Genomic DNA, 15,899 nt, shown 5'->3' with positions numbered 1-15,899 from the left:
GGCGCCTACTTCCGCATGACCGCGGGTTCGTGGCGGCGCAGCAGCCGGGAGACGACGTATCCGAAGAGGACGGACAGGACGAGGAGCATGCCGATGTTCAGCAGCCAGACGCCTGTCGCGTGCTTGAACAGCGGGTCGCCGGTGAGATCGCCGGGCACCAGCCGGGCGAGGCCGATGGTGCCGGCCATCGCGCCGAGCGCCCACCGCGAGGGCACCAGCCAGGACAGCTGCTCCAGTCCGGGCACGCCGTCGAGCTTCAGCAGGGCCCCGCAGAAGACGACCTGGACGATCGCGAGCAGCACGAGCAGCGGCATCGTCACCTCCTCCTTGCGCACCAGCGCGGACACCAGCAGGCCGAGCATCATCGCCGTGAACGCCAGCAGGGCGACGGCGATGGTGATCTCGGCGAGGGGCGGCAGGAGCACGCCTTCGCCGCCGGGCGCGTCGAGGTCGACGCCGAGCAGGGCGACCAGGGTCAGCACCACCGCCTGTACGACGGTGATCGCGCCCAGGACGACGACCTTGGACATCAGGTAGGCCGATCTGGACAGGCCGACCGCTCGCTCCCGCTGGTAGATGACCCGTTCCTTCACGAGTTCGCGTACGGCGTTGGCGGCACCGGTGAGGACGCCGCCGACACACAGGATGAGCAGGGCGTTCATCGCGGTTTCCTGCGTGAGGCGGCTGCCCGCGAGGGCCCGGGCCATGGCTCCCATCACGAAGGGCAGGGCGATCATGATGGCGAGGAAGGTGCGGTCGGCGCCGAGGGCCGCGGTGTAGCGGCGGATCAGGGTGCCGAGCTGGGCGCCACGGCTGCGGGGTCTGGGCGGGGGCGCGATGATGACCGGCTCGGAGCGTGGCAGGCGGGGCTGTGCGGTGGCCTCGGCGACGTACTGGTGCTGGAAGGACGAGACGCGGAAGTCGCCGGCCCAGTCCCGGTCCTGGTCCCGCTCGAAGGCCTCGAAGGCCTCGGGCCACTGCTCGAAGCCGAAGTAGGCGAGGGCGTCCTCGGGCGGGCCGTAGTAGGCGATCCTGCCGCCGGGGGCGAGGACGAGGAGGCGGTCGCAGACGTCGAGGCTCAGGACGCTGTGGGTGACGACGATGACCGTGCGGCCGTCGTCGGCGAGGCCGCGCAGCATGTGCATCACCGAGCGGTCCATGCCGGGGTCGAGGCCGGAGGTCGGTTCGTCCAGGAAGAGCAGGGACGGTTTGGTCAGCAGTTCCAGGGCGACGCTCACGCGCTTGCGCTGTCCGCCGGACAGGCTGTGCACGGGCTGGCCCGCGCGTTGTTCCAGGCCGAGTTCACGGATGACCTCGTCGACCCGTTCGCGGCGCTCGGCCTTGGCGGTGTCCTGCGGGAAGCGCAGTTCGGCGGCGTAGGACAGGGCGCTGCGGACGGTCAGCTGGGCGTGCAGGATGTCGTCCTGCGGGACCAGGCCGATGCGCTGGCGCAGTTCGGCGTAGTCGCGGTACAGGTCGCGGCCGTCGTAGAGGACGGTGCCGTGGTCGGCGGGGCGCTGGCCGGTGAGGGCGTTGAGGAGGGTGGACTTCCCGGCGCCGCTCGGGCCGACGACGGCGAGCAGGCACTTCTCCCCCACTGGGAAGGACACGTGGTCGAGCAGGGTCTTGCGGCCGTGGTCGACGGCGACCGTGAGGTCCTGGACGTCGAGGGAGACCTCGCCGGTGTCGACGTACTCCTGGAGTGTGTCGCCGACCAGGCAGAACGCCGAGTGGCCGATGCCCACGATGTCGCCGGGGCCGATCGGGGCACCGGTCACGGGCCGGCCGTTGAGGTAGGTGCCGTTGTGGCTGCCGAGGTCGGCGATCTCGTACGTCCCGTCGGACAGGGCGCGCAGCTCGGCGTGGTGGCGGGAGACGACCAGGTCGTCGATGACGAGGTCGTTGTCGTCGGCGCGGCCGATGCGGACGGTGCGGGTGGGCAGCGGGCGTACGGCGGTGGGCTGCCGGAAGGTGCCGGTCAGGCCGGGCATCGAGACTGCGGAAGGGCGTTCGGTGGTGGGCAGGCCCAGCAGGACCGCGCAGGGGCCGTCGGCGACGCTGCCGAAGCGGATCACGCTGCCGGGGCCGACGTCCCATTCGTGGACGCGGCGGCCGTCGGCGTAGGTGCCGTTGGTGCTGTTCTCGTCCTCGAGGGTCCAGTGGTCGGCCTCGGGTCGCAGCACCGCGTGGTGCCAGGAGACCCGGGCGTCGTCGATGACGATGTCGCACAGCGGGTCGCGCCCGACATGGTAGTCGTGGCCCGGGCTCATCACCGTGGAGCCGGCGTCGGTCTCCAGGACGAGCTCGGGCGCCGTCGGTGCGATCGGTCGCTCCGCCATGCCAGAATTCTACCGATTCACCCCATTGGGCGCCCGGTGGCGGCTTCGACCGGCGGACAGTGCGCGCTCAGGCGACGGGCGTGAAGAGCGTGGAGGCCGTCCGGTGCATGCGCACCGCGTCCACGGATTCGGCGAGCAGTTCGTACTCCGTGGTGTCGTCGTGGACGGCGATCCGGATCAGTCTCCCGGCCGCCAACTCGTCGGCGACCAGATCCTGTTGCTCGGGGTTCGCACACCAGGCCCGCATGACGGTGGGCACGTCGAGCACGGTGTCGCCGACCGGGGCGAGGGCTCCGGCCGGGAAGTGCTCGGCCTCGGGCTGCGGGTCCAGTCGGTCGGCGATCCACAGGGCCCGGTCCCGTAACCACCACAGAGCGAGGGCGAGGGTGGGTGCGCGATAGGTTCCGAGGGGCACACCGATACGCCGCCCGTCGCAGGTGCCGTACCCCGTGACATGACACAGGAATTCGTCGTGCACGATCCACTCCCCCGCTTGCCGTTCCCCTGTGGGCAGGGTCTCGTTCTCCGTGCGGCTCCTATGTGGTGCGCGACTCTCGCTGCTGTACGTGACGGGCCCTTCGCTGGATGTGAAGGCCCTGTCAGACGAGTATGTTCACTACTGAAACACTGTCACCACATCTTTTTGGCCAGTCTCCTGGCATATTCGCCGCCCGTCCTGGCCGAAATCTGACGGGTACACACTCAAACGTCGTTACCCGAGAAGTAATCGACGGTTCCGGGCCGCGCGGGCAGGGTGGTGTCACCAGGTCCCACCAGCACAGACGACCTCGATGGAGGCTGATCGCCCATGCCCGCGCACACGGACCGTTACGAGAATTCCGTCGCCCGGTACTTCGAAGCCTGGAACGCACGGGAGCCGGAAGCACGCGCCAAAGCCGTGGCGGCCGCCTGGGCTGCGGGCGGCGGATACACCGACCCCCTCGCCGACGTGACCGGCCACGAGCAGATCGTCGCGGTGATCGCGGCGGCCCACGAGCAGTTCCCCGGATTCGCCTTCCGGCTGACCGGCGCCGTCGAGGGGCACCACGACACCGCGCGGTTCTCCTGGGAGCTGGTGAGCGAGGCCGACGGTTCGGCGCCCGTCGCCGGATCCGACGTGATCACGCTGGACGACGACGGCAGGATCAGGGCCGTCCTCGGATTCCTGGACCGGGTCCCCGCCGGCCTCTGAGGCCGACCGCGATGAGTTCTCCCCTCGCCGGTGGTCTCTTGAAGGGAAGCCACCGACGAGGGAGAACATCATGACCACCACCGGCAAGGTGGACGCGCGGTTCACCGCGGTCCTGAGCAAGAGCCCGGAGAAGGGCAGCTGGACCTGTGTCCGCTGGCCCGGCTCCGTCCAGTTCTTCGGCACCCGCGGACTGGTGAAGGTCCGCGGGACGATCGACGGACACCCCTTCCAGAGCTCCTTCATGGCCCTCGGGGACGGCACCCACATGCTTCCCGTGAAGGCCGAGGTCAGGAAGGCCATCGGGAAGGAGGCCGGGGACACGGTGACCGTGCGGATCGAGGAGCGGACCGGCTGACCCGCGGCGGCACGGCCCCGGAGCGGAGCACTCACGCCTCCACGACGGGAATGGCGAGGTACTTGTACTCCAGGAACTCGTCGATGCCGACGCGTCCGCCCTCGCGGCCGAGGCCGGACTGCTTGACACCGCCGAAGGGGGCCGCCGGGTTGGAGACCAGGCCGGTGTTGATGCCGACCATGCCGGTCTCCAGCCGCTCCCCCACCCGCAGGGCACGGTCGAGGTCCTGGGTGAACAGATAGCCGACCAGGCCCCACTCGGTGTCGTTGGCGGCGGCCACGACCTCCTCCTCGGTGTCGAAGGTCAGGACTGCGGCGACCGGCCCGAAGATCTCCGCCCGCATCAGCTCCGACTCCGGGCGGACCCCGGTGATGACGGTCGGCGGGTAGAAGTGGCCGGGCCCGTCCGGGACTTCGCCCCCGGTGATCACCTCGGCCCCGCGCCCGACGGCGTCCTGGACCAGACCGTCGGCCTTGGCGCGCCCGGCGGCGTCGATCAACGGGCCCACCTGGCTGGCGGGTTCGGTGCCGGGGCCGACGGTGAGCGCCGCCATGCGCTCGGCGAGCCGCGAGGCGAAGGTGCCGGCGACCGACCGGTGGACGAAGAAGCGGTTCGCGGCGGTGCACGCCTCGCCCATGTTCCGCATCTTCGCGACCATCGCCCCTTCGACCGCCCGGTCCAGGTCGGCGTCCTCGAACACGATGAACGGCGCGTTCCCGCCCAGCTCCATCGAGGTCCGTACGACGGTTTCGGCGCACTGGGCGAGCAGCAGCCGTCCCACCTGCGTGGACCCCGTGAAGGACAGCTTGCGCACCTGCCCGCCCCGCAGCAGGGGCTCGACCACCGCGGCGGCGTCCGTGGTGGGCACGACGTTGAGCACGCCGTCCGGCAGCCCGGCCTCCTTCAGGACTGCGGCGAGGGCGAGGGTGGACAGCGGGGTCTGCGGTGCGGGCTTGAGGACCATCGTGCAGCCGGCCGCGACCGCGGGGCCGATCTTGCGGGTGCCCATGGCGAGCGGGAAGTTCCACGGCGTGATCAGCAGACAGGGGCCGACCGGCTGGCGCATGACCAGGATCCGGTTGGCGCCGTCGGGGGTACGGGTCAGACCGCCGTCGATGCGTACGGCCTCCTCGGAGAACCAGCGGAAGAACTCGGCCGCGTAGGCGACCTCGCCGCGTGCCTCCGCGAGGGGTTTGCCCATCTCCAGGGTCATCAGGAGGGCCAGGTCCTCGCGCCGGTCGAGGAGGATCTCGTAGGCGCGGCGCAGGATTTCGCTGCGTTCGCGGGGTGCGGTGGCCGCCCATGCCTTCTGCGCCCCGACGGCCGCGTCGAGGGCGCGCTGTCCGTCGGCGGGCGAGGCGTCGGCGACCTCGCACAGCCGCTCGCCGGTCGCGGGGTCGTCCACGGGGAAGCGCGCGCCTTCGGCGGCGTCCTCCCAATTGCCTTGGATGAAGAGCTGTTTGGGGACGGAGTCGACGACCATCGTCACGAGGCGCCTCCGGTCGTCGTGGCCGCGGCGACCGCCACCGACCAGGCACGCAGCCCCTCGTCGATCCCGGCCGCGTCGACGATGAGCGGCGGGATCATGCGCACGACGTTCCCCCACGGTCCGCAGGGCAGCAGGAGCAGCCCCTCCTCCACGGCAGCCGCCAGCACCCGGGACGCCGTCGCGGGGTCGGGCTCACCGGTCTCCGTGACGAACTCGCTCGCCAGCATCAGCCCGAGGCCGCGGACGTCCCCAATGGCCGGGGTCTTCGCGGCGACCTCCTCGAGGCCGGTGCGCAGCCGGGCGCCCATGGCGGCCGCGTTGGCGACCAGGCCCTCCTCCTCGACCACGTCGAGCGTGGCGAGGGCGGCCGCGCAGGCGACGGCGTTGCCGCCGTAGGTGCCTCCCTGCGAGCCGGGCCTCGCCCTGCGCATGAGCTCGGCGGACGCGGCGATGCCGGACAGCGGGAAGCCGCTGGCCAGGCCCTTGGCGGTGATGAGGATGTCGGGGCGGACGTCGAAGTGCTCATGGCCCCAGAAACGGCCGGTGCGGCCGACGCCGGTCTGGATCTCGTCGAGGACCAGCAGGATGCCGTGCCGGTCGGCGCGCTCACGGAGCCCTTGCAGGAAGGCCGTGTTGGCGGGCACGTAACCGCCCTCACCGAGGACCGGTTCGACGAAGATCGCGGCGGTGTCGTCGGGGTCGGACACGGTCTGGAGCAGTTGGTCGAACTCGCGCAGCGCGAAGCGGGTCGCCGTCTCCTCGTCCCAGCCGTAGTGGAAGGCGTGCGGGAAGGGGGTGATGACGACCCCGCCCATCAGCGGGCCGAACCCGGTGCGGACCTTGGTGCCCGAGGTGGTCATCGAGGCGGCGGCGACCGTACGGCCGTGGAAGCCGCCGTGGCAGACGACGGCGTTGGGGCGGCCGGTGGCCTGGCGGGCGAGCCGCAGTGCGGCCTCGACCGCCTCGCTGCCGGAGTTGGCGAAGAAGAGGCTGTCCAGGCCCTCCGGCAGGACCGTGCCGAGCCTTTCGGTCAGGCGTTGCAGGGGGCGGTGCATGACCGTCGTGTACTGGCCGTGGATCAGGGTGGCGACCTGTTCCTGGGCCGCGGCCACGACCTTGGGGTGGCAGTGTCCGGTGCTGGTGACGCCGATTCCCGCGGTGAAGTCCAGGTAGCGGCGCCCGTCGGCGCCGTAGAGGTGGACACCTTCACCGCGTTCGACGACGACGGGGGTGGCCTGGCGCAGGTGCTCGGACAGTTGGGTCATACGGCAGCTCTCCCACGGGGGGTGAGGGTGCGGGGGACACCTCTCACCCTGTGGCCACGGGGGCACCAGGGTCAACGGGGCCGGGCACCGGCCTGAAGCCGATGCCCGGTCCGCTCAACTGCCGTGTCCCTCATGATCCCGTCGGATCACGCCTTGACGATCGCGTCGATCCTCGCCAGTTCGTCCGCGTCGAAGTCCAGGTTGGCGATCGTGCCGACGCTGTCCTCGATCTGCTGCGGGCTGCTCGCGCCGACCAGGGCGGAGGTGACGCGGCCCCCGCGCAGGACCCAGGCCAGGGCCATCTGCGCGAGGGTCTGGCCGCGGCCCTTGGCGATGTCGTTCAGCTCGCGGAGCCGGCCGACGAGGTCCTCGGTGAGGGCGTCCGAGTTCAGGAAGGGGCTGTCGCTCGCGGCGCGGGAGTCCTCGGGGATGCCGTCGAGGTAGCGGCCGGTGAGCATGCCCTGCTCCAGCGGGGAGAAGACGATGGAACCGACCTGGAGCTCGTCCAGCGCGTCCAGCAGGCCGCCGTCCTCGGGGCGGCGGTCCAGCATCGAGTAGCGCGGCTGGTGGATGAGGAGCGGGGTGCCCAGCTCACCGAGGATGCGGGCGGCCTCACGGGTCTGCTCGGCCGAGTAGTTCGAGATGCCGACGTAGAGCGCCTTGCCCTGCTGGACCGCGGTGTGCAGGGCGCCCATCGTCTCCTCCAGGGGAGTCTCCGGGTCGGGGCGGTGCGAGTAGAAGATGTCGACGTAGTCCAGGCCCATCCGGGTGAGGCTCTGGTCCAGCGAGGACAGCAGGTACTTGCGGGAGCCCCACTCGCCGTACGGGCCGGGCCACATCAGGTAGCCGGCCTTGGTGGAGATGATCAGCTCGTCGCGGTAGGACGCGAGGTCGGCCTGGAGGGCCTCGCCGAACGCGGACTCGGCGGCGCCGGGCGGCGGGCCGTAGTTGTTGGCGAGGTCGAAGTGGGTGACACCGAGGTCGAAGGCGCGGCGCAGGATGGCCCGCTGGGTCTCGACGGTGCGGTCCGCCGGACCGAAGTTGTGCCACAGGCCGAGCGAGATCGCGGGGAGCTTCAGGCCGCTGCGGCCGGTGCGCCGGTACGGCATGTCCGCGTAGCGGTCGGGGTGTGCGGTGTACAACGCGACTCCAGAGGGGTTGGCACAGGGGGACCAGGGTGTTGAACCTGGTCCCACTCTCGCGCGACCTGGGGGCATTGGTCCAACAGAAGAATCCGATGGAATTCAGCGGATAAGCTTCTCAATCATGGAACTGCGTCATCTCCAGCACTTCGTGGCGGTCGCCGAGGACCAGCACTTCACGCGAGCCGCCGAGCGGCTGCTCGTGTCGCAGTCGGGACTGTCCGCGTCCATCCGGTCGCTGGAGCGGGAGCTGCAGACCCCGCTGTTCGTGCGGACCACCCGCCGGGTGACGCTCACCCCGGCGGGCCGGGCGCTGCTGGGTGAGGCCGAGCGGATCCTCGCCCAGGTGCGGTCGGCGCACGAGGCGGTCGCCGCGGTGCAGGGGGTGCTGCGCGGGATGCTCGCGCTCGGGTCCGAGCAGTGCATCGCCGGGCTGCACGTGGCGGGGCTGCTCGCCGCGTTCCGGCGGCAGCATCCGGATGTCGAGATCTGTCTGCGTCAGGCGGGGTCGGCCGCGCTCGCGGAGGAGGTGGCGGCCGGGCGCCTGGACCTGGCCTTCGCCGTCCGGGCGGCGCAGGAGGACACCGACCAGCTGCGCGTCGTACCGCTGTCGAGCGAGCCCATGACAGTGCTGTGCCATCCCAGCCACCGGCTCGCCGCCGCCGGCGCGGCCGTGACGCCGGAGGATCTGGGCGGCGAGGTCTTCGTCGACTTCCATCCGGACTGGGGCCCGCGCCGGACCACCGACGCCGCCTTCGCCACCGCGGGCCTGCGCCGCAACGTCGCGCTGGAGGTCAACGACGTGCACAGCCTCCTCGATCTCGTGGACGAGAACCTCGGCGTGGCCGTCGTTCCGCAGCACTTCCGGGACAAGCGGTCGTCGCTGACGGCCCTGCCCGTCAAGGGCACCGGCGAGGCCGTGTACGAGACCGTCGCCCTGCTGCCGCCTCCGCAGGCGACCAGTCCGGCGGCGCGGGCGCTGATGGCTCTGCTGGAGAGCTGAACAGCAACGGGAAACAGGGGGTTTGACACCACCCCCAGGACGGGTCCCACCACTCCTGACCAAAGCCGTGCCACGCCACAGACTCTTGACCGTCCCCGAAACACAACTTCGGTCAGGAGCAGGGAAGATGACGAACCACACACGACGGAACGTACTGCGCGGCGCGGCGGCGGTCGCTGCCGCGGGTGGACTGGCCGGCACGGGAGTGGGCGCGGGACCCGCCTCCGCGGTGCCCCGCTCGACGCCGACGCGTCACTTCCCGTTCCTGGAGGGCGCCTTCGAGCCCGTCACCGAGGAACTGACGGCCTTCGACCTGCCGGTCACCGGCCGCATCCCTCGCGAGCTGAACGGCCGCTATCTGCGCAACGGCCCCAATGTGCTGGGCCTGGAGGATCCGCGCGCCCACCACTGGATGCTCGGCGACGGCATGGTCCACGGCGTGCGGCTGCGCGAGGGCCGCGCCGAGTGGTACCGCAACCGCTGGGTGCGCTCCTCGCAGGTGGCGAAGAAGCTCGGCGAGCCCTACCCGGGCCCCGTACCGCCGGACGACTTCCCGTCCAACACCCACGTGATCCCCTACCGCGGACGGATCCTCGCGCTGCAGGAGAGCGGACCGCTGCCGTACGAGCTGGACGACGAGCTGAACACCGTGGGCACGTACGACTTCCGGGGCACCCTGGAGGGCGCGTTCACCGCGCACACCAAGTTCGACGTCCACGCCGGCGAACTGCACGCGATCGCCTACTACCCGACCTGGGACCATGTGCGGCACCTGGTCGTGGACCCGACGGGCCGGGTCTCGCGCAGTACCCGGATCCCGGTGGCGGACGCGCCGATGATCCACGACTTCGCGCTCACCGAGCACCACGTGATCATCCTCGACATGCCGGTCACCTTCGACCCGGCGGGCGCCGAGCGCGGCGACATCGTGCCGTACGTCTGGAACGACCGGCATCCGGCACGGGTCGGTGTGCTGCCCCGGGCGGGGGGTGCGGTCCGCTGGTTCGAGGTCGACCCGGTGTACTACTCGCACACCCTCAACGCGTACGAGGAGGGCCCGGACCTGGTCGTCGACATGACCAACTTCGACGCGCCCTTCCTCGTGGCGGGCAACGGGTCGGGCGGGCCGTACTCGCCGGGCACCCCCCGCCTGGATCGCTGGACGATCGACCTGCGTCAGGGGCGGGTGCGGACCCGGACCCTCGACGACCGCCCGCAGGAATTCCCACGCGTCAACGAGGCGTTGGTGTCCCGCCGGCACCGCTACGGCTACTCGGCGGCGTCCGCGGAGATGGCGGTGGCCTATCAGGCGGTCGACGGCAATCCGCCGCCCGACCGGGCGTTCAGCAACGCGCTCATCAAGCACGACCTGCTGCGCGGCACCTCGCAGGTGCACCGGCTGCCCCGGGGCGCGGCGGCGAGCGAGGCCGTGTTCGTACCGTCCGACCCCTGCGACGACAGGGCCGCCGAGGACGACGGGTACGCGATCTCCTATGTGCACAACCCCGATCGCGGGGCCTCGGACCTGGTGATCCTCGCGGCCCAGGACTTCACAGCCGAGCCGGTGGCCAGGATCCATCTACCGGGACGGGTCCCGCTGGGCTTCCACGGAAGCTGGATCCCCGACGCGTGACGCGGGGGCCGGATGCTCGGCGCATGAAGTGGGGCCAAGGTCCGGAGCGTGACGCGGAACGGGGGTCCCGGGGCGGGACGCGGAGCCAGACCCCCCGGGGCATGCCAGGGAAGCGGGAGTCCGCGCGCATGACGCGAGAGCCGGAATCCCGGCGCGTGACGCGGAGCCGGGACCCCGGGGAGGGGCAGGGAAGCTGGAATGCGCGCGCATGACGCGAAAGCTGCAGTCCCGACGCGGGACGCGGGGCCGGGCCCCCGACGCGTGGCACGCAAGCTGGAATCCCGAAGCGAGACGCGGAAGCTGGAACCCCGGCACATGACACGGAGCCAGGGCCCCTGGGCGGGACAGGGAAGCTGGAATCCCGACGCGTGACACGCAAGCCGCATTCCCGACGCATGACACGACAGCCGGAGTCCCGGCACATGACACGGAGCCAGGGCCCCGACTCGAGTCACGCAAGCCGCAGTCCCGACGCGGGACGCGAAAGCCGCGGTCCCGGCGCATGACGCGGGCGCAGAATTCCCGGCGCGTGACGCGGCGCGATGCGCGAGGGTGGACGTCATGCATGCAAAGGACATCCTCATCGACGGTTTCAACCGCATCCAGGAAGAGGTCCACGCCGCGGTCGAGGGCCTGACCCTCGACGACCTCCACCACCGCCCCGGCCCCGACGCCAACTCCGTCGCCTGGCTGGTCTGGCATCTCACCCGTGTCCAGGACGACCACGTGGCCGGTGCCTTCGGCCTCGACCAGGTCTGGCTGACGCAGGACTGGGAGAAGCGCTTCGGTCTCGTCCTGAAGCCGCGCGACATCGGGTACGGCCACACCTCCGCGCAGGTCGCCCAGGTACGGGTCGACTCGGCCGACCTGTTGACTGGCTACTACGACGCCGTGCACGCCCAGAGCCTGGACGCCCTGCGCGGACTGGCGCCCCAGGACCTGGACCGGGTCGTGGACGAACGGTGGGATCCGCCGGTCACGATGGGCGTCCGGCTGGTCAGCGTCCTGTCCGACGATCTCCAGCACGCCGGACAGGCCGCCTATCTGCGGGGGCTGCTTCAGAGCGCGTAGCCGGGCAGGACGACGTCCTCGATGAGGGCCTTGCGCTCGTCGAAGGGGATGAACGCGCTCTTGAGGGCGTTCACCGTGACGGTGCGCAGGTCCTCGAGGGTCCAGTCCGCCTCCTCGACCAGCAGGGACATCTCCCGGGTCATCGTCGTGCCCGACACCAGCCGGTTGTCGGTGTTGAGGGTGACCCGGAAGCCCAGGTCCTTCAGGGCCGTGATGGGGTGCTCGGCGATCGAGGTGGCCGCGCCGGTCTGGAGGTTGGACGTCGGGCACATCTCCAGGGCGATGCGCCGGTCCCGCACCCAGCCCGCGAGCCGGCCGAGCTTGCCGCCCGCGAGGTCGGGGATGTCGTCGGTGATGCGCACACCGTGGCCGATGCGCTGGGCGCCGCACACCTGCACGGCCTGGTGGATGCTGGGCAGGCCGTGGGCCTCACCGGCGTGGATGGTGAACGGCACGTTCTCGCGGCGCAGGAGTTCGAAGGCGGCCAGGTGGTCGGCGGGCGGGAACCCGTCCTCGGCACCGGCGATGTCGAAGCCGACGACACCGGCGTCCCGGAAGGCGACGGCCAGGTCGGCGGCCTCGCCCACCCGGTCGAACATCCGCATCCCGCACAGCAGGGTGCCGACCCGGACCGGGGTGCCCGCGGCGGCGGCCTTGGCCATACCGGCGGCGAGCCCTTCCTGGACGGTCTCGACGACCTCGGCCATGGTCAGCTCGCCGTTGGTGTTCAGCTCGGGGGCGTAGCGCACCTCGCCGTACACGACCCCATCGGCGGCCAGATCCAGGACGTACTCCTCGGCCGTGCGCAGCAGCCCCTCACGCGTCTGCATGACGGCGAGGGTGTGCTCGAAGGTGGCTATGTAACGCACCAGGTCACCGGAGTTGGCGGCCTCGAAGTACCAGGCGGCGAGCTCGTCGGGGTCGGTGGTGGGCAGGGTGTGGCCGATCTCCCGCGCGAGTTCCACCACGGTGGCCGGGCGCAGGCCGCCGTCGAGATGGTCGTGCAGGACGGCCTTGGGGAGGCGGCGGATCAGGTCGGCGTCTACGCGCGTAGCGGTCATGGCTGGTTCTTTTCTCGAACAGTGGAGGCGGGAGAGTCAGTCGGCGGGCTGGAGCAGGTCCCAGCGGTTTCCGTACAGGTCCTGGAAGACGGCGACCGAGCCGTAGGGCTCGTGGCGCGGCTCCTCGAGGAAGGTCACGCCTGCGGACAGCATCCGGGCGTGGTCGCGGGCGAAGTCGTCGGTGTGCAGGAAGAAGCCGACGCGCCCGCCGGTCTGGTTCCCCACGGTGCCCCGCTGCGCCTCGTCCTTGGCGCGGGCGAGCAGCAGGTCGGTGCCGCCTTCGCGGGCGTCCGGCCGTACGACGACCCAGCGGGAGCCGTCGGGGCGGGGCGCGTCCTCGACGAGACGGAAACCGAGAGCTTCGGTGTAGAAGCGGATCGCCTCGTCGTAGTCGTCGACGACGAGGGTGACCAGGGCGATGCGTCTCATCGGTACCTCTCGGGACGGGTGGTTGACGGGAGAGGTTATACGTAAAACCTGCATGGCGCCAGTCCGGTTTCCCGGGGGCGCCACGACCGGGCCGCGCGCCGCGTGACAGGCTGGTGATCACCGCCGGGGTCACGGCTCCGGCGCCCCCACCACCGGACTGCCGTACAGGAGTCGAGCACCATGACCGAACTGCCGAAGTCGACCGGAGCCCCCGCCCACCAGAACGTCACCTTCCCCAGCGGGGGCACCACCGCGCACGGCTATCTGGCACTGCCGCCCTCGGGGAGCGGCCCGGCCGTCATCGTCATCCAGGAGTGGTGGGGCCTCACCGACCACATCGCCGACGTGGCCGACCGGCTGGCGGCGGAGGGCTTCGTCGCCCTGGCCCCCGACCTGTACGGCGGCAACGTCGCGCACGAGGACGCCGAGGCCTACCGGATGATGCAGGCGCTGCCCGTCTCCCGGGGCGTGGAGCTGCTCTCCGGCGCGGTGGACCACCTGCTGTCGCTGCCCGAGGTCACCTCGCGGAGTGTCGGCGCGGTCGGCTTCTGCATGGGCGGCGGCTTCGTGCTGTACCTGGCCGCGGCCGACCAGCGCGTGAGCGCCGCGGTGCCGTTCTACGGGGTCATCCAGGGCGAGCTGCCCGACTTCTCCGGCCTCAAGGCGGAGATCCTCGGCCACTACGGCGAACTCGACGAGGCCATCCCGGTGGACAGCCTCGACAGCCTGCGCGAGGCGATCAGGGAACAGTCCGGGATCACCGCCGACCTGCGTCTCTACCCGGCGAACCACGCCTTCTTCAACGACGGCCGCCCGGTGTACGACGCCGAGTCCGCCACCAGCGCCTGGGAGAGCACGGTGCCCTTCCTGCGCGAGCGGCTGGGCTAGGACCTGTTGCGAAGGCGGCAGTTGAGCCTGCCGGAGGGTACGGCAGACTCACGTCATGGAGAGCACGTATCGCCTGCGGCGCCAGACGAACCGCTGGGCGCGCTTCGCTGAGGTCGGCGTGCGCGTGGTCCCGGCGACTCGTGCCGAGGTTGTGATCGGTGCAGACGTGTTCGGTCGGCGTCGATCGGCAGCTGTTGACGGCGGACTAAACGTCGATTCGGAGGCTGAGGCGCGCGAGGGTGCCTGGTATGCGCTGAGGCGTCTGCCGGAGCACGCGGGTGACCTCCTGGTGGAGATCACGGCAGTCGTCGTCGCTCCGGCGGACACCGGTCCGGGCGATGTGAAGTTCGCCGCCGCGCATGCCGTATGGCAGGCACTCGGGCACGTGCCGTCGCACCCTCCGTTCACGGGCGGGGACGGGAGTCCGGTGTTCCCCGCCGACGGCGTTCACGATCCAGGTCTGTAGGTCGGCCGGGGGCACGGCATCGCGACCGGCCCCTCTCACGGGGGACCGCGTGCCGAACCCGCCCTGCCGACACAACCCGGACGTGAGGACCCCGGCCTCCCGTGCCCCGGTGTCTCGGTCCGGAGTCGTAGGGCCCCGGACCGAGGCACCGGAGCGGTGCCGCCGGTAGCGTCCCGGGCATGGAGATCACCGAGAGCCGTACCGCCGACCGGCGCAAGCGCGACGTACTGGCCCGTCTGGAGCGGGAGACGGACATCTGGGTCGCCTCGGCGGACGCCGACGGGCTGCCGTGCCTGGTCGCGCTGTGGTTCGTCTGGGACGGCGGGTCCGTCTGGCTGTCCACGCGGATCACCAACCCCACGGGCCGCAATCTGCGCGACGGCGGGCGTGCCCGGCTGGCGTTCGGGGACACCCAGGACGTCGTGCTCATCGACGGAGATGTGCGGACCTACGGCGGGCAGGACGTGCCGGCCGCCGCGATCGACGCCTTCATGGCGAAGACGGGCTGGGATCCACGCGCGGACAGTGCGTCCTACGCCTTCTTCGAGGTGCGCCCGCACGCCGTGCAGGCCCTCAACGGCATCCACGAGATGCGCGGGCGGCACCTCATGACGGACGGTGTGTGGGCCGTGTGACCTCTCAACCGGCTTTCTGATGGACTGAGTTGAGTGTGTCCAGTTCGTCGTCGGTGAGCCGGATCGCGCCCGCCGCGATGTTCTCGGCGAGATGGTCGGGGTTGCCGGTGCCGGGGATGGCGAGGACGTGGGGGCCCTGAGCGAGGGTCCAGGCGAGGCGGATCTGGGCGGGAGTCGCGTCGTGCGCCCGCGCGACGGACAGGACCGCCTCGTCGTGGTCGGTGGTGGCGCCTCGGGCACCGCCGCCGCCCGCGATGGCGAAGAACGGCACGAAGGCGATGCCCTGTTCACCGCAGATCCGCAGGACCTCTTCGGTGGCGGCACTGGCGGAGCCCAGCCCGAACCGGTTCTGCACGGACACCACGGGCGCGATGGCCTGCGCCTCGGCGAGATGGCGGGGCTCGACGTCCGAGACGCCGAGATGCCGGATCAGGCCCTCCTGACGTAGTTCGGCCAGGGCCCCGAAGTGCTCGGCGACGGAGTCCTGGCCCATCCGTCGGAGGTAGACCACGTCAAGGTGGTCGCGGCCGAGCTGGCGGAGGTTCTCCTCGACATGGCCGCGCAGGTCCTCGGGTCGGGCCGGGGTGGCCCACTCCCCCGAGTAGTCGCGGAAGGGGCCCACCTTCACGACGGTGACGAGGTCGTCGGGGTACGGGGACAGCGCGCTGTTGATGATCTCGTTGGCGGAGCGCAGCGAGGAGAAGTAGAAGGCGGCCGTGTCGATGTGGTTCACGCCGAGCTCGACTGCCCTGCGCAGCACGGCCATCGACCGCTGCCGGTCGCTCGGGGTACCGAAGTGGAAGGCCGCGCTGCCCGTCAGCCGCATGGCGCCGAAGCCGATGCGGTTGACGGTGAGATCGCCGAGTGTCCAGGTGCCTGCCGCGTCCGCGGTGATCGTTTCGGAGGTCATCGGCGGATGATGACACACCAC

Annotated in this window: 16 protein-coding genes; 8 read left to right on the top strand and 8 right to left on the bottom strand. The window is 71.1% G+C overall.

Annotation, left to right across the window (positions count from 1 at the left end; genetic code table 11):
• Positions 1-5: 5 nt before the first annotated feature.
• Positions 6-2,339 carry an FHA domain-containing protein gene (locus ACFYRX_RS28920; protein ID WP_389105657.1) on the bottom strand — a complete coding sequence of 778 codons (2,334 nt, stop codon included), beginning with the start codon at positions 2,337-2,339 and terminating at the stop codon, positions 6-8.
• Positions 2,340-2,406: 67 nt separating this feature from the next.
• Positions 2,407-2,817 (bottom strand): hypothetical protein, encoded by a 411-nt coding sequence (locus ACFYRX_RS28915; RefSeq protein ID WP_389105654.1) that lies wholly within the window; start codon positions 2,815-2,817, stop codon positions 2,407-2,409.
• 330 nt (positions 2,818-3,147) lie between these two features.
• On the opposite strand from ACFYRX_RS28915, the gene ACFYRX_RS28910 reads away from it, so the two are divergent.
• Positions 3,148-3,531, top strand: a complete 384-nt coding sequence (locus ACFYRX_RS28910) for a nuclear transport factor 2 family protein (protein ID WP_389105651.1) — start codon at positions 3,148-3,150, stop codon at positions 3,529-3,531.
• A 70-nt stretch (positions 3,532-3,601) separates the two neighbouring features.
• Positions 3,602-3,886, top strand: coding sequence for a DUF1905 domain-containing protein (locus ACFYRX_RS28905; RefSeq protein WP_389105650.1), 285 nt, complete (start codon positions 3,602-3,604; stop codon positions 3,884-3,886).
• 31 nt (positions 3,887-3,917) lie between these two features.
• Here ACFYRX_RS28905 and ACFYRX_RS28900 read toward each other — a convergent pair whose 3' ends face one another.
• The 3 genes from ACFYRX_RS28900 to mgrA form a co-directional block, all read right to left on the bottom strand.
• The gene (locus ACFYRX_RS28900; RefSeq protein ID WP_389106263.1) at positions 3,918-5,369 is read right to left on the bottom strand and encodes an NAD-dependent succinate-semialdehyde dehydrogenase; all 1,452 of its coding nucleotides are present in this window, start codon (positions 5,367-5,369) and stop codon (positions 3,918-3,920) included.
• 2 nt (positions 5,370-5,371) lie between these two features.
• On the bottom strand, positions 5,372-6,640 hold the full coding sequence (locus tag ACFYRX_RS28895; protein WP_389105647.1) for an aspartate aminotransferase family protein: 1,269 nt from the start codon (positions 6,638-6,640) through the stop codon (positions 5,372-5,374).
• 146 nt (positions 6,641-6,786) lie between these two features.
• Positions 6,787-7,782, bottom strand: coding sequence for an L-glyceraldehyde 3-phosphate reductase (gene mgrA / locus ACFYRX_RS28890; protein WP_389105644.1), 996 nt, complete (start codon positions 7,780-7,782; stop codon positions 6,787-6,789).
• Positions 7,783-7,906: 124 nt separating this feature from the next.
• On the opposite strand from mgrA, the gene ACFYRX_RS28885 reads away from it, so the two are divergent.
• The 3 genes from ACFYRX_RS28885 to ACFYRX_RS28875 all read left to right on the top strand — a co-directional run bounded on the left by ACFYRX_RS28885 (position 7,907) and on the right by ACFYRX_RS28875 (position 11,489).
• A complete protein-coding gene (locus ACFYRX_RS28885) occupies positions 7,907-8,785 on the top strand; it encodes a LysR substrate-binding domain-containing protein (protein ID WP_389105641.1) in 879 nt (292 codons plus the stop codon).
• A 127-nt stretch (positions 8,786-8,912) separates the two neighbouring features.
• On the top strand, positions 8,913-10,418 hold the full coding sequence (locus tag ACFYRX_RS28880) for a carotenoid oxygenase family protein (RefSeq protein WP_389105640.1): 1,506 nt from the start codon (positions 8,913-8,915) through the stop codon (positions 10,416-10,418).
• A gap of 561 nt (positions 10,419-10,979) precedes the next feature.
• Entirely contained in the window at positions 10,980-11,489 is a 510-nt protein-coding gene (locus ACFYRX_RS28875) for a DinB family protein (RefSeq protein WP_389105637.1), read from the top strand.
• On the opposite strand, the gene ACFYRX_RS28870 is transcribed toward ACFYRX_RS28875, so the two are convergent.
• Together ACFYRX_RS28870 and ACFYRX_RS28865 are read right to left on the bottom strand one after the other, a co-directional pair.
• Positions 11,477-12,550 carry an adenosine deaminase gene (locus tag ACFYRX_RS28870; RefSeq protein WP_389105635.1) on the bottom strand — a complete coding sequence of 358 codons (1,074 nt, stop codon included), beginning with the start codon at positions 12,548-12,550 and terminating at the stop codon, positions 11,477-11,479. The genes ACFYRX_RS28875 and ACFYRX_RS28870 overlap by 13 nt on opposite strands.
• 36 nt (positions 12,551-12,586) lie before the next feature.
• Complete coding sequence (locus ACFYRX_RS28865; protein WP_389105632.1) at positions 12,587-12,979, bottom strand: VOC family protein; 393 nt, start codon at positions 12,977-12,979, stop codon at positions 12,587-12,589.
• 180 nt (positions 12,980-13,159) lie between these two features.
• On the opposite strand from ACFYRX_RS28865, the gene ACFYRX_RS28860 reads away from it, so the two are divergent.
• The 3 genes from ACFYRX_RS28860 to ACFYRX_RS28850 all read left to right on the top strand — a co-directional run bounded on the left by ACFYRX_RS28860 (position 13,160) and on the right by ACFYRX_RS28850 (position 14,968).
• Entirely contained in the window at positions 13,160-13,867 is a 708-nt protein-coding gene (locus tag ACFYRX_RS28860) for a dienelactone hydrolase family protein (RefSeq protein ID WP_389105630.1), read from the top strand.
• Positions 13,868-13,922: 55 nt separating this feature from the next.
• A complete protein-coding gene (locus ACFYRX_RS28855) occupies positions 13,923-14,333 on the top strand; it encodes a hypothetical protein (protein WP_389105628.1) in 411 nt (136 codons plus the stop codon).
• A 179-nt stretch (positions 14,334-14,512) separates the two neighbouring features.
• Positions 14,513-14,968 (top strand): pyridoxamine 5'-phosphate oxidase family protein, encoded by a 456-nt coding sequence (locus ACFYRX_RS28850; RefSeq protein WP_389105626.1) that lies wholly within the window; start codon positions 14,513-14,515, stop codon positions 14,966-14,968.
• Positions 14,969-14,972: 4 nt separating this feature from the next.
• Here the strand turns inward: ACFYRX_RS28850 and ACFYRX_RS28845 are convergent, their stop codons facing one another.
• Positions 14,973-15,878: an aldo/keto reductase gene (locus tag ACFYRX_RS28845; RefSeq protein ID WP_389105623.1), complete on the bottom strand. Its 906-nt coding sequence runs from the start codon at positions 15,876-15,878 to the stop codon at positions 14,973-14,975.
• Positions 15,879-15,899: the final 21 nt, after the last annotated feature.

Source organism: Streptomyces sp. NPDC005374, assembly GCF_042872225.1.
GTDB lineage: Bacteria > Actinomycetota > Actinomycetes > Streptomycetales > Streptomycetaceae > Streptomyces.
This window is presented reverse-complemented; position numbering and strand designations above follow the sequence as displayed.